The sequence below is a fragment of the Pseudohongiella sp. genome (genome assembly GCF_040877505.1).
Taxonomy (GTDB): Bacteria; Pseudomonadota; Gammaproteobacteria; order Pseudomonadales; family Pseudohongiellaceae; genus Pseudohongiella.
On sequence record NZ_JBBDNQ010000038.1, the window covers coordinates 77,986 to 91,099 of the forward strand.

The window sequence follows — 13,114 nt, forward strand, 5'->3', positions numbered from 1 at the left end:
AGTAGCAGAGATTTTTCATTTGACTAGATATTTCGCAAAACTATTTTCAGGCAACAAACCAACTTATGTCTGAAGACCGCACAAAGAATTAAAATCATTCAATACAGGGTCAGGGTTCACGGCACGGCCCGGATGACTCTGTATATGACCTTTGTTATATTCTTCATACGCTTAGGTAGCCAAGACAGATGTATTCTGCCCTGAACAGCGATGACAATCTGCAGCCGGCTGATAGACAGATGCAGCGTGGCGCCGACGTTGTGACGGCACTTTCATCAGAGGCATTGTCAATGAGATTGAAGATTCCTGCAGTAGCCGTTTCCGTCGTCTGACGCTGCGCGTGCAGACAACGTTCTGAGGACGCAAAATCCGGCCCGGGAATACAGACTTTTACTCAGCGTACGGAATGGGAGCGGCGGCTTTACAGCTCGCCTGCCGCCTCTGCTTCGGCACGTCTTGCGCCCGCCAGGATGCCGGGCATGGCATAGTTGCCTTCATGACACGCGTATTCGTACATCGGGCCCTCGGTGGCGTGGTAGCTCAACTCGGCGGTCCAGGGCTGGCTGTACAGATTGTCATCGTCGACTGTGAATTGATAGACAATTTCTGTATCCGAGTAACGCATGAAACGTTCGGTAATGACGCCATCTGCCGTGATCGGCACAGAACTTTCGGCAATTTGCTGAGGATTAATATTAATGGTTTCCACCACCAGCCAGCCGTCCTCATACCAGCCCCTGGAGTCACCAAACCACTGGTTCAGTTCTGCCGGCCGGGTATTGGCACGAGCTTCTTCAGCGCTGTCATACAAGGGTATGATGCGGGCATCGTGGTTCATTTCCACCAGAATGGTGAAGTAATCTTCAGTTTGCACAAACTGATAGGTGCTGTTGTAAAGGGTACCCATCATGCCCGGACCGGCCGTGTTGCCAAATCCGATAAAACAACGCTCGGAAAGCGGCAGGGCTTCCGGACCATCGGCATTGCCCTGGCCGGTGACATAACGTGCGCCGAAGCTGCGGGCAACTTCCACTCTGGGTGTTTCCAGACGCGGCACGCGGCCATTTTCCGGGTCAATCACATAGGAGGTGCGGAATTCGCCCTTGACCAGGGCCAGGTTGGAGCCCGGATCAATCCAGAAATCATTGTAGCCGCGCAGGCCAAAGTCAAAACTGCCTGCGGGTGGCGCTTCACCGGTACTGGCGTCGGGCGCGTCGACTTCGGCGAGCGGCAGGCCCGCAACCGAGGTATTGGCCACGATCATCTGAGCTTCTTCCGGGGTCACCACCAGCGAGTCGACATCCTGAGGGCGGTTGAGGCTGGTCAGTGAAGCATTGGTCCACAGGCCGCCCAAATCCGGGCGTTCGGCGTCCTGGGCGCTACCGAGCGAAGATGCGATCGCCAGTGACAGCCCAAGAAGGGTGGATTTCGCGACGTGCTGACCTGCCTTTTTCATGTCCGGGCTCCTGATTTTGTTCTTGTGTGAACGCATTAATTCTGTCGCTAACGGTATCCCTGTCTGCGTTGCTTGTAAAGTGCGTTTCGGTCAGTTGTGGCGAAAAACTGAGCAAATTCAGAAACCGTCGCGATCGCGAAACCCCAGCAGGTAGAGGATGCCATCCAGGCCCAGTGTCGAGATGGCCTGTTTGGCGGATTTTTTGACCAGCGGCTTGGCGCGGAAGGCCACGCCCAGCCCCGCAATTGAGAGCATGGGCAGGTCATTGGCACCATCACCAACGGCAATGGTCTGCTCCAGGCTGATGCCTTCACGCTGCGCCAGCTCACGCAGCAGGTCGGCTTTGCGTTGGCCGTCAACAATCGGTTCCTGCACTTCCCCGGTGACCAGGCCGTCTTTGATGGGCAGGGCGTTGGCGTAAACATAATCGATGCCCAGCTTTTTCTGCAGGCGCTCGGCAAAGTACATGAAACCGCCCGACAGGATTGCGGTTTTATATCCCAGGCGCCGCAGCTGGCTGATCAGGGTTTCGGCGCCCTCGGTCAGGCGCAGCCGGGAGGCAATATCTTCCAGCGTGGTCTCCGGCAGGCCCTTGAGCAGAGCCATGCGCTCCCGGAAGCTGGCCTGAAAGTCAAGTTCACCGCGCATGGCGCGCTCGGTGATCCCGGCTACCTGATCACCCACCCCGGCCGCTTTGGCCAGCTCATCAATGACTTCGGCGTCAATCAGCGTGGAGTCCATATCAAAGACCACCAGACGGCGATTGCGGCGGAAGATGTTGTCCTGTTGAAAGGCGATGTCGACATTAAGCTCCTGGGCAATGGTCAGAAACTCTGCGCGCAAGGCATCAGGATCTTCCGCCTCGCCGCGCACGGAGAATTCAATACAGCCTTTGCCCTGATCACCTGCCAGCCCCAGCGCCATGCGTCCCGACAGGCGGTCGATATGGTCAATGTTGAGGCCGTGTTGCGCGGTGATGGAGCTCACGCGCGCGATATGGTCGGCAGTGACGCGGCGCGCCAGCAAGGTCACGATATGGCGGGGCTTACCCTGACCGGTGACCCACTGTTCGTAGTCCTCGGCGCTGACCGTGGTGAAACGAACCTGCTGGTCCAGCTGGGAGGCGCGCATGCGCACATCGTCCAGTACGGGAGATTGTTCGTGTTGAGAGTCAATGCCTACCAGTATGCCGAAAGACAGCGTGTCATGAATGACGGCCTGGCCAATATCCAGAATGCTGACATCAGATCTTGCCAGGATCCCGGTGATGGCAGCGGTCAGTCCGGGACGATCCGGGCCGGTAATATTGATCAGGACAATCTGTTTCAAGGTCAAACGCTCCGGAGTCTGCGGCCTGCCGCTATCATAAGCCGCGTATTGTACCTGTAAAAGCTGATCCCATACAGGCACTGGGGCAGTGCTCAGTCTTGCAGCCTTTGCCAGGGCAGGTATACTCCGGTGCGATCCAATCAATCGGAATTCCCGCAATGAACAAGTTAATCCCTCTTACCCTCGCTGCCAGTCTGCTGGCAGCGGCCTGCAGTGACCCGTCATCATCCACGTCCCCGGTCGCAGCAAACAATGATGTGAGTTGTGATGCCGCAGATATGGTTTTGCATAACACAACTGTGTACACCGCCAATGATGCGCAGTGGACCGCAGAAGCGGTTGCCAGTAAAGCGGGCCGGATTGTGTTTGTTGGCAGCAATGCCGATGCTCAACGTTACATGTGTGGCTCGGCTAACGTTCTGGACATGGCTGGCAATACGGTTTATGCCGGTTTCACCGACAGCCATCAACACCTGGAAGGCGTTGGTCGGCGCACCAAGACCCTGAGCCTGTTCGGCATTACCACTTTGCAGGAAACCGTGCAGACCATTGAAGCATGGGCGGCGACGATACCGGAGGGTGACTGGGTTCTGGGCCGTGGCTGGATCGAGCGCGAGTGGACAGACGAGCAGCGCTTTCTTAACAAATCAGATATTGATGCATTCACTGCCAACAAACCCTTGTACATGCCACGCGCCGATGGTGTGTCGGCATTGGTCAATTCCAGGGCGCTGGAACTGGCGGGCGTGACGCGTGACACACCAGATCCGGAAGGTGGTCGATTTGAACGTGATCTGGATGGCAACCCCACCGGCTATGTGCTGGCAAATGCCATGAACGTGTTTCGCGACATTTTGCCGCCGGAGACGGACGATTACCTGAAGGACAATCTGCTTCGTGGTCTGCGGGCTAACGCGGCCATGGGCTGGACTCAGACCCAGGATGCCGGCATGTCCTATCGACTGGTGGATTTAATGCAGCAGATTCACGCGGACGGCGATATGACGCATCGGGTTTATGCCGCCATTCCTATCGCCGAAGCCAGCCAGATGCTGGCGCGGGGTCGCGAGACAACGTCTGATGACATGCTGGATGTGCGTGGTATCAAGGTCTTCATTGACGGCACCCTGGGTTCTCGCGGCGCCGCATTGATCGAGAATTATTCGGATGCGGATCACAACGGTTTCATGAATCGCACCACCCGGGAAGAGCTTGTGCCGGTGCTGCATGCCGCTCTGCGCCAGGGCATACAGATCGAAACCCATGTGATCGGTGATCGCGCCGTGCGGACGCTGCTGGACTGGTACGAAGAGGCGTATGCGGCGGTCCCGCGCAGCGAATGGGCCAGTGACGATCTGCGCTGGCGCATGGAACATGCCCAGATTATCCCGCCAAGTGATCAGCAGCGCTTCGTTGATCTGGGGGTATTGCCCTCCATGCAACCCAGCCATGGTATTGGTGATCTGAATTTTGCCCCCGCCCGGCTGGGGGCTGACAGGCTGGGCTATGCCTATCCCTGGCAACAACTTGTTGATCAGGGCCTGATGATACTGGGTGGCTCAGATGCGCCTGTGGAGGCTGGCGATCCGCGCATTGAATTTTATGCCGCCATCACCCGCAAACGCCTTGATGGTACCGATGGTGCTGGTTGGCATCCGGAGTTGGCGGTATCTCGCGAAACGGCTTTGAGAATGTTTACCATCTGGCCGGCGCATGGGGCGTTTCAGGAAAATGTCCGTGGTTCAATTGAGGTAGGAAAATACGCTGATTTCACCGTCTTCGATCGTGATTTCATGACGGTAGAGCCCCAGGATATTCTGGACGCGCAAACAGTGATGACCATCGTCGGTGGCAAGATCACTTATCAGAACTGATCACGGATGCCGGAGAAAGCAGCAACTTCCTGTCGTTCGCTGCGAGCTCCGGCGGTGGTTTGACTGGCGTTTATTGCGGGCGATGAAAGCGCCCCATGTAGACGGACTTGCCCAGCACATGTCCTTCCATCGCAGCCATAACCGCATCACGGGTTTCCAGCGGGTCGTCGGTTGCGCCGACATTAAGTTCGGTGTCCAGTGCGTAGACCTCAAACAGATAATGATGCCGGGGGCGTGTAGCAGGTGCGCCGGGTCCACGATAAACACGGCCAGTGGCGCTGATTTGTGATGCCCCATTGGGTAACTGATTTCCGCTGGGCTGATCCTCTGCCAGTCCGTCTGCATTGCCGGGGATGTTCCACACCACCCAGTGGACCTGGGTCCGGGTGCCCTTGTTGGGCGCAAAATCCAGATCTGTCATGTTGACCACAAAGCTGCGAGTGCCCTCCGGCGCGTTTACCCAGCTGATTTCAGGGGACGTGCCGCCGCCGGGCTGAGCATCCTCTGCTGCCTGCGAGAAGCGCACCGGGATATCACCGCCGTCCTCGAAACCCTCTACGGTGAGAACAAAATTACCTTGCGCATGCACGGCTGAGCTGAAAGCGAACAGTATAGAGAGTATGGCGAGCATGTTATAAGCGGATTTGCGTGCGATGCCCATGAGTCTTCTCCTGACAGTTTTTTCTGGCCGTTTTTTCCTGGCCGATTTTCCTGGCCGATTTTCCCGACATTGTATTAACCCCGTGCCAGGCTGTTCACTGACAGTATCGAAACCGTTATACAAAGGCAATGTTTGCCCTCGTCAATCGTCTTCCGAGCGAGCCTCAATATGCTGCAGCTCACCGCCTTCAGCGTACACGGTGATGATTATTGGGCGGCAGCATACGCCGCAGTCCTCGGTGTATTCCTGGTCTGCAACAGAGCAGTCGACAATCAGTTCGATCATCTCCCAGCAGTAAGGGCATTGTATTCTGGCTACTTCAGTCAGCATGGATGCGTACCTCCGTAAGGTTGAACCTGCTTTCCTGTTTCCATTCAGCTTATTGGCTTGCCTGCTGACAAGGTGCGATAATCCGGGTGAAGAGACCAAGATACCAGAATACCCGAGAGTCAGAATCGCGTGAAACGTCCAGCTTTCAGACCGATCATTGATGTTGTTTTCCTGATGCTGTTTCTGAGCATATGCTCCCATGGCCGGGCGCAGACCGACAACATTTTTTTTGAGCACCTGACTGTTACCGATGGCCTGTCGCAGAACTCGGTTCACGCCATTGTGCAGGATCATCAGGGCTATCTGTGGCTGGCCACCCAGGACGGGCTGAATCGTTATGACGGTTACGACTTTGTTGTGTATCGGCATCAGTCCGATGCGGGCAGCGACGATGAAGCGCGAGTAAAATTGTCCAACAGCACAGTCTGGTCTTTGTATGAAGACAGCAAGGGAACACTGTGGGCGGGCACAGCAAACGGCCTGAATCGCTATCAGCGCGCAACGGATTCCTTTGTTCAGTATAACCACGATGCCAATGCTGCTGGTGCTTTGAGCCATCCTGTTGTGCTGGCGCTGCTGGACGACAGCGCCGGCAATTTCTGGGTGGGAACCTCGCGCGGGGGGCTTAATCTGCTGGATCGCGATACCGGGCGCTTTACGCATTATCGACATGATCCGGGCGATGTGACAAGCCTGAGCAGTGACCGGATCAATACCCTGGTCGAGGGCAAAAATGGTGTGTTGTGGATAGGCACCGAAGATGCAGGTCTGAACCGATTTGATGTCAGCACGGGCCAGGTCACGCGTTACCGCCATCAGCCAGATGTTGCCAACAGTCTGTCCAGCGACGATGTCACGACCTTGATGATGGATAGCGAAGGCACCTTATGGATTGGTACCAATACCGGTGGTCTGAACTCACTGGATCCTGACACCGGCAGAATCACACGTTACTTACATGATGCGACCGTGCCCGGAAGCATCAGTTCAAACTCTTTGCGCTCGCTGTATGAAGACAGCCAGGGACGGATGTGGGTGGGACACTACCTGGGCGGTGGCCTGGATCTGTTTGATCGTGACACAGGTGTGTTCAGCCCGTTGAACTACCAGCCGGGCGTGGCCAATTCCCTCAGTGATGACCATGTGCTGGCGGTGCTGGAAGACAGCAGCGGTATCCTCTGGTTCGGCACTCACGTCGGGGGCCTGAACAAGTATGATGCAAAACAGGCGCGCTTCCGCCATTACCAGCATCAATGGTGGCACGACAACAGTCTCAGCCAGAATACGGTGCGCGCGTTCTACCGGGATGATCGCACGCTGTATATCGGGACCGAAGGCGGGCTCAATGCATTGGATCTCGATACCGGTGATTTTACGCACTACGTTCACGACCCGGCTGATCCACAGGGGATTCCGCATAATATTGTCCGCGCCCTGGACATGGACGCGCAGGGGCAATTGTGGCTGGCTACCCATGGTGGCCTGTCGCGCTTCGATCCCGCCACGGAAACGTTCACTAACTATCACCCCCTCGACCACAACAGTCCCGACAATTCCGCCAGTCTCAGTAACGATGTGGTCTGGCGTGTGCTGGTCGACAGCCGGGGACAGGTGTGGGCCGGCGCGCGCGATGCGCTGAATGTCCTTGATCCCCTGACCGGCCGCTTTACCCGCTACGAGCATGACCCTGATGATCCGGGCTCCATACCCGGTGATCGAATTTCGGCACTCTACGAAGATCGGGCCGGGCATATCTGGTTCAGCACCGTGACCACAGGTGTCAGCCGCCTGAACGTTGATACTGGTGAGCTGATCAATTTTACCCATGAGCCAGGCAATAACAACTCACTAAGCAACGCTTCGGTTTTTTCCATCATTGAGGACAACGATGGCATTGTGTGGTTCGGTTCACGTGGCGGGCTCAACCGGTTTGACCCGGACACTGAAACATTCACGGTCTACTCGGTGGCTGACGGACTGCCCAATGAGGTCATCTACGGCATTCTTATTGATGACAACGGCCTGCTCTGGATGAGCACCAACAAAGGTATCTCGCGCTTTGATGCAGCCTCTGAAACCTTCACCAACTTCGGCCTGAATGACGGCCTGCAGGCTGAAGAGTTTAACAACGGGGCGTATTTTAAGGCTGAAACCGGGGAGATGTATTTTGGTGGCATAAATGGATTTAATGTATTCAACAGCAGTGACATCGTGGAAAGTACCTACAGTCCGCCAGTTGTGGTGACCCGGTTTACCGTACTCAATGAGGACCGCTCAATTGATGCAGGAGCACCGGTTGTTGAATTGAGCCACGAAGAAAATTATCTGTCATTCGAATTTGCAGCGCTGGATTTTTCTGCCCCGGCGCGCAACCAGTATATGTATCGATTGACCGGCGTAGACGAGGACTGGATACCGTCTGAGGGGCGTCGCTACGCCAGTTATACCAACCTGCAGCCCGGTCGTTATGTCTTCGAGGTCAGGGGCAGCAACAGTGACGGGCTGTGGAGCAGTGACGTGGCAGCCGTGCCGATATATATCGCGCCTGCCCTCTGGCAAACCGTCTGGTTCCAGGTAGCACTGAGTATCTCTTTGGCACTTCTGCTGCTCTCCCTGTATCGCTACAAGACCATCAGTGTCAGCCGTCGCAATCAGGAGCTGGAACTGGTGGTCGGGGACCGCACCCGGGAACTGATGCGCGCCAATGAAAGTCTGCAGCAAGAGGTCACGCGGCGTCAGCAGGCAGAAGAGGAAATTCGCAAGATTGCATACTACGACTACCTGACCGGCCTGCCCAATCGCCGTTTGTTCATGTCTCTGGGGGATCAGGCATTGATCACGGCCGCGCGCGAACACACAAAAGCGGCGATTCTGTTCGTTGACATTGATCTGTTCAAGGAAATCAATGATAAATGGGGACATGATGTTGGCGACAGCGTCCTTGTCGTGCTGGCTGAACGGATTCGCTCGGTATTGCGTGCCAGCGATATTGTCTGCCGCATGGGGGGGGACGAGTTTGTGCTGCTCCTGACCGATATCAAAGATCACCAGTTCGCTGCCAGAGTGGCAGATAAACTCAAACAGGCCATTACCGCACCCGTCGATATCCTTGAATCGGTGTCGCGGGAGTCGCATCAGGTCAGCGTCGGCGTCAGTATTGGCATCAGTCTTTATCCCGAAGATGACAATGATCTGGAAAGGCTGTTGGTTGCCGCAGATCAGGCCATGTATACCGCAAAAAAGGACGCACAGGCTGTTTTTCGTTTTCATTCCGATGGTGCTACTGTTGCAGGTCGATAAAACTACCCCGAGAAATTCCGAGCCAGAGGCACTGACATTATGGATTCGATTTCCCGCGCGATAGGCCGTCGCCTCGCGGTCTATCTGAGCAAACCACGCCCGGGATATGAGCGTTTGAGTCGTCTGCCGTTGCAGGAGGTCATCGACACGCTGCAGCCTGCTGACATCATTCTGGTAGACGGCAACAGTCGTATCAGTACCGCAATCAAATACCTGACTCAATCCACCTGGTCGCATGCCTGCCTGTATGTGGGCGCGGAGCGCGCAGACCCGGATCTGCCGAGTTTGATAGAAGCCGATCTGAACAACGGGGTAACGCAGGTCCCGTTGCGTAAATACGAACAACACAATATTCGTATCTGTCGCCCGGTCGGGCTCAGTGACGCAGACAAGGCCTCGGTCATCGATTTTGCCCAGGCCAGGCTGGGTTATGTTTATGACCTGAAGAATATTTTCGACCTGGCCCGTTATCTGATACAAAGCCCTGCCGTGCCGGTAAAGTACCGCCGCGATATGATCACTTTTGGCAGTGGTGAGCCGACACAGGCCATTTGTTCAACCCTGATTGCCGAAGCCTATCAAGAAATCGGTTATCCCATTCTGCCGGAGTTGATCAGGGTTGAAGACAAAACAGGCGAATCGGTGTCCATGGCGCGCCACTTTACGCATTACGTCCCCGGTGATTTTGATCTGTCCCCGTATTTCAGCATCGTCAAGCCGACCATTGAGCATGGTTTTCGTCAGGTGCTCGAATAGTCGTAACTGTCGTACCTGGCGCCGGCAATCTGACCGCCACTCACCATCTGGCATTGGCAAGTTTGTCCGGATCGATGGCGGCCTTGACCCAGAAATCAAAGGCGGCGAACACCGATTGTTCACGCGTCATGCCTACTTTCTCGAAAGTCCTGCGCCGGGCAGCATCAGTCATCAAGGTGAAATAGCAGGACCAGGCAAACTCCGGATCCAGGTCGTCCCGCAGATAGGGACCAAGCCGTTCGCGCATGGCGCGCATGCTTTCGTGCAGGGAATCGATGTAGACCTTGTAGAGTGTCGGATATCCCGTTTTCAGATCCAGCCAGAAGGCCGTTGAATACTGCGCGTCGTTTTCTACCCAGACCTTGATGCGATAGCGCAGGATCTCCATCAGGTCATTGGTGGCGTAGGCGGTGATCGGTTTGTGTACCCGCGCTTCCCAGCGCACAATCAATTCGTGTACCAATTCTTCTTTGTTGTCGAAATACCTGTACAGTGTCTTGGTGCTCATGCGCAGGCCGCGGGCCAGGTCACTCATTGATATCGACCGGATACCGAGCACCCTGGCCTTGCGCGCAAAGGCGTCTATGATCTGGTTGGCCACCCTGGCGCTGGTGTCGTCCTGGATGCGGCTGGTGAGCTTGTGGGCGAGCGCTGAATTGTTGGTCATGGCTGCGATTGTCATGGCTAAGATTATAGTACAACCGCCCCCTGCTAACGAGGGGGCAGTATGACGGCGTCCGGACCGGCCTGCTGCTCTGCGTTCGGATCAATGACGATGCCACCGACAATACGTGAGCGCCCGATGCTTGGTCCGTTGCTTTCCGGAAGGGGAGGAGCCTGATCCTTGTAGGACACGATTCGTGTAGCGATTTCACTGGCATCGGGCGTGACCACAAACGCGGGCAGGGCGTCTACGCGCAGGGCAAACGAAATGTGTGTGTTTTGCCCCTGACCGCCGTCAGGATGATAGTCCGCGCTGCGCTTCAGCGCGTAGTAGACCGCTGGCAGTTCAACCCAGGTCAGTGATTCTATCACCGGGCCGCGCGCATTGACCCAGCCGTCATAAACGGCGCGCCAGGGGCGATAGCCGCCGACATAACCGCGCAGGCTGCCATCTTCCTTCATTTTCAGCTTGATCTGGGCCTCCAGCAACTCAAGATCGCGCGTGTAGCCGGGGTCGCGCAGCATAGCGGTGACCGGTTCGCGGGACTCGATCACGCCATCAAGCGTGCGCGCCGGGAAAAGCCCCTCGTATTTGGCATGTGGTTCAATACGGTAGGTGTAGTCAGGAGAAATACTGCCATCGCCGCCTTTGACCATATTGTCCTGGCTCATGTAGAAACCGACCATGACATTGTCATCGTTGTGCGGGTCATCGCCTTCACCGGAGACGACGATAACCATGGTCCAGGAGCCATTGCGCATGCCATCGTTAAACTGCATGGCGCCGCTGGAAAGGCGCTCGGGGCCACGGTAGGTCTTCCAGCAACCAAGCGTCTGGTAAAAGGTATTATCAATACCGGCTTCGCCGGTGGGGCTGACAAAACCGGTGTCGCTATTGCCATCCAGATTCAGGCCTTCAGCGATAGATCCGGTCATGGGATGCAGACCGGGGTCGGGATAGGATTCGGGGTTGGTATAAATATTGGTGCGGTCCTTGCCGCGGAAGGCCATCTGGTTCTGCCCGTGTACCGGGCTGCGCGTGGGGTTGGCCGGATTTCGCAGCCATTCTGCCTCTTCACGCGTGTAACCCGCCTTGACCAGTACTTCCACCCAATCCAGCTCCGGGTTCACACCCTGCGGGCAGTCGCTGCCAGGGCCTTCAATGCCGCTGTCGCCGCCAAAATACATGGCTGGCTCGTTCCATTCGATCACATAAGAGCGCTGCCAGTCGGCCTGCGCTGCGGCGGGAAATCCGGCCAGTGTGGCGGCCAGCGCTGCCGTCAGGGCCAGACTGCGAGCGCTACCTGATGGTTTGCCTGAAAACGATTTTTCCATGGTACGTGCCCTCCTCAAGCGATCACATCGGTGACAGGTCTGGCCGTGCGCATGGAGCCGCTGCCAAACTCGCCCACCGGTGCGCCGGCCAGTTGCATGGCGGTCAGGGAAACACGTGTCACTGATTCGCCTGGCGCGTGGATATGCTGACCTGTCTTGTGGCGACCACTGGCGCCACCGGCGAGCATCATGGGGATGTTCTCCAGCGAGTGAATCTTGGCATAACCGGTATCGCTGAGGGCAAATACCAGGCAATTATCCAGCAAGGTGCCATCTGCCTCTTTTATCGCGTCCATTTCTTCCAGGAATGCACCAAAACCTTCCATGACCAGTCCGGCCAGCTTGCTGGTTTCCGGCTGATAGCCCAGCTGTGCGTCCGTGGGTTCATCATGTGTGATCTGGTGGTAGATCTTGCTCTGGCCTGGCACGTAGGTTTCCGAGGTGCCGCCGGTATGCACAAAATTGAACACCCGCGACTGATCACAGGCCAGGCCCATGGCCAGCAGACGTGCCATCACGCGGGTATTGTTGTTGACCACATCCACTGATCCTGCGCGCGCCAGCTCCTCGGGCGACTGCGGTAGTACACAGGCATCTCTGGGTTCCGGGCGCTGCAACTGCACCGCCAGCTGGTTCTCCATTTCTCGCAGAGACGTGAAGTACTGCTCCAGCTTGATCTGGTCCTCGTGGCCCACGCTGCGCATCAGGGCCTGACGCTGATCGGTGACCGCTGAAAGTACACTCTGGCGCAACATGATGGTCGGATCAGGCGCCCAGTTGTCGCTGTTCGGATCCTGAAAACCGTCGCCAAACAGGCGCTGGTACAATGCCAGTGGTGATTGATCCGGTGACGCGAAGGTAGTTCCGGTTCGGGTGGAATAACTGATCGGGCGGCGGGAGATGGATGCATCAATATCCAGCACCTTGTAGCGTGTCGTACCGCCAATAGCATCGGCGACACGGGTGTCCAGGGTCGGCGCCTCAAAGCGCCCGCTGCTGCCCGGTGCCACGCCAGAAAGGATTGAGGCATGACCGCTCCAGTGCACCAGGTTCGGACTGGTGTCCGGAATGGCGCGGAAGCCGGAAAAAACCGAGACCTTGTTTTTAAACGCAGCGATGGCCTGCAGCTCTGGCGTGATGTCGTAATCAAAACCGGTCTTTCCCGGTACCCAGCGTGTGCCGCCTGCCGGAGTGTCGGTCAATCCCAGTCCCCAGAAATAGGTGCCAAAGCGGGTAGGGATGCTGGCGCCATTGGCGTAAGCATTGCCGTTTTCGTTGAGAAACAGATTCAGCAGGGGCAGGCCCATGCTGACCGTGGCGCCACCGATCATGCCTCTCAACAGCGAGCGACGATTTATTGTTTTAGTCATGTCTGTGTCTCCCTGTGCTCCATGCAGAGCGGATTAATGG

The 13,114-nt window shown here is 56.5% G+C and carries 10 protein-coding genes; 3 read left to right on the forward strand and 7 right to left on the reverse strand.

Annotated elements, in window-relative coordinates; translation table 11 throughout:
• Positions 1–421: 421 nt before the first annotated feature.
• Together WD071_RS13845 and serB are read right to left on the reverse strand one after the other, a co-directional pair.
• Positions 422–1,456, reverse strand: a complete 1,035-nt coding sequence (locus WD071_RS13845; protein ID WP_368048980.1) for a hypothetical protein — start codon at positions 1,454–1,456, stop codon at positions 422–424.
• A gap of 117 nt (positions 1,457–1,573) precedes the next feature.
• A complete protein-coding gene (serB, locus tag WD071_RS13850) occupies positions 1,574–2,785 on the reverse strand; it encodes a phosphoserine phosphatase SerB (RefSeq protein ID WP_368048981.1) in 1,212 nt (403 codons plus the stop codon).
• Between the two features lie 158 nt (positions 2,786–2,943).
• On the opposite strand from serB, the gene WD071_RS13855 reads away from it, so the two are divergent.
• Positions 2,944–4,659, forward strand: coding sequence for an amidohydrolase (locus WD071_RS13855; protein WP_368048982.1), 1,716 nt, complete (start codon positions 2,944–2,946; stop codon positions 4,657–4,659).
• 70 nt (positions 4,660–4,729) lie between these two features.
• On the opposite strand, the gene WD071_RS13860 is transcribed toward WD071_RS13855, so the two are convergent.
• A complete protein-coding gene (locus tag WD071_RS13860; RefSeq protein WP_368048983.1) occupies positions 4,730–5,320 on the reverse strand; it encodes a YbhB/YbcL family Raf kinase inhibitor-like protein in 591 nt (196 codons plus the stop codon).
• Between the two features lie 141 nt (positions 5,321–5,461).
• Positions 5,462–5,650: a CPXCG motif-containing cysteine-rich protein gene (locus WD071_RS13865; protein WP_368048984.1), complete on the reverse strand. Its 189-nt coding sequence runs from the start codon at positions 5,648–5,650 to the stop codon at positions 5,462–5,464.
• A 129-nt stretch (positions 5,651–5,779) separates the two neighbouring features.
• Here WD071_RS13865 and WD071_RS13870 point away from each other — a divergent pair, with 129 nt between their 5' ends.
• Together WD071_RS13870 and WD071_RS13875 are read left to right on the forward strand one after the other, a co-directional pair.
• Positions 5,780–8,950 (forward strand): two-component regulator propeller domain-containing protein, encoded by a 3,171-nt coding sequence (locus WD071_RS13870; RefSeq protein ID WP_368048985.1) that lies wholly within the window; start codon positions 5,780–5,782, stop codon positions 8,948–8,950.
• A 39-nt stretch (positions 8,951–8,989) separates the two neighbouring features.
• Entirely contained in the window at positions 8,990–9,706 is a 717-nt protein-coding gene (locus WD071_RS13875; RefSeq protein ID WP_368048986.1) for a YiiX/YebB-like N1pC/P60 family cysteine hydrolase, read from the forward strand.
• A gap of 40 nt (positions 9,707–9,746) precedes the next feature.
• Here the strand turns inward: WD071_RS13875 and WD071_RS13880 are convergent, their stop codons facing one another.
• The 3 genes from WD071_RS13880 to WD071_RS13890 are packed head-to-tail and all read right to left on the reverse strand — an operon-like array spanning position 9,747 to position 13,074.
• Positions 9,747–10,373 carry a TetR/AcrR family transcriptional regulator gene (locus WD071_RS13880; RefSeq protein ID WP_368048987.1) on the reverse strand — a complete coding sequence of 209 codons (627 nt, stop codon included), beginning with the start codon at positions 10,371–10,373 and terminating at the stop codon, positions 9,747–9,749.
• Between the two features lie 44 nt (positions 10,374–10,417).
• On the reverse strand, positions 10,418–11,704 hold the full coding sequence (locus tag WD071_RS13885) for a hypothetical protein (RefSeq protein ID WP_368048988.1): 1,287 nt from the start codon (positions 11,702–11,704) through the stop codon (positions 10,418–10,420).
• A 14-nt stretch (positions 11,705–11,718) separates the two neighbouring features.
• On the reverse strand, positions 11,719–13,074 hold the full coding sequence (locus WD071_RS13890) for a DUF1552 domain-containing protein (protein WP_368048989.1): 1,356 nt from the start codon (positions 13,072–13,074) through the stop codon (positions 11,719–11,721).
• Between the last annotated feature and the right edge of the window lie 40 nt (positions 13,075–13,114).

Coding starts and splice junctions, on each gene's coding strand:
- WD071_RS13860 (WP_368048983.1), bottom strand. CDS start 5,320: ATGGGCATCGCACGCAAATCCGCTTATAACATGCTCGCCATACTCTCT.
- WD071_RS13845 (WP_368048980.1), bottom strand. CDS start 1,456: ATGAAAAAGGCAGGTCAGCACGTCGCGAAATCCACCCTTCTTGGGCTG.
- WD071_RS13875 (WP_368048986.1), top strand. CDS start 8,990: ATGGATTCGATTTCCCGCGCGATAGGCCGTCGCCTCGCGGTCTATCTG.
- WD071_RS13885 (WP_368048988.1), bottom strand. CDS start 11,704: ATGGAAAAATCGTTTTCAGGCAAACCATCAGGTAGCGCTCGCAGTCTG.
- WD071_RS13890 (WP_368048989.1), bottom strand. CDS start 13,074: ATGACTAAAACAATAAATCGTCGCTCGCTGTTGAGAGGCATGATCGGT.
- WD071_RS13865 (WP_368048984.1), bottom strand. CDS start 5,650: ATGCTGACTGAAGTAGCCAGAATACAATGCCCTTACTGCTGGGAGATG.
- WD071_RS13880 (WP_368048987.1), bottom strand. CDS start 10,373: ATGACCAACAATTCAGCGCTCGCCCACAAGCTCACCAGCCGCATCCAG.
- WD071_RS13855 (WP_368048982.1), top strand. CDS start 2,944: ATGAACAAGTTAATCCCTCTTACCCTCGCTGCCAGTCTGCTGGCAGCG.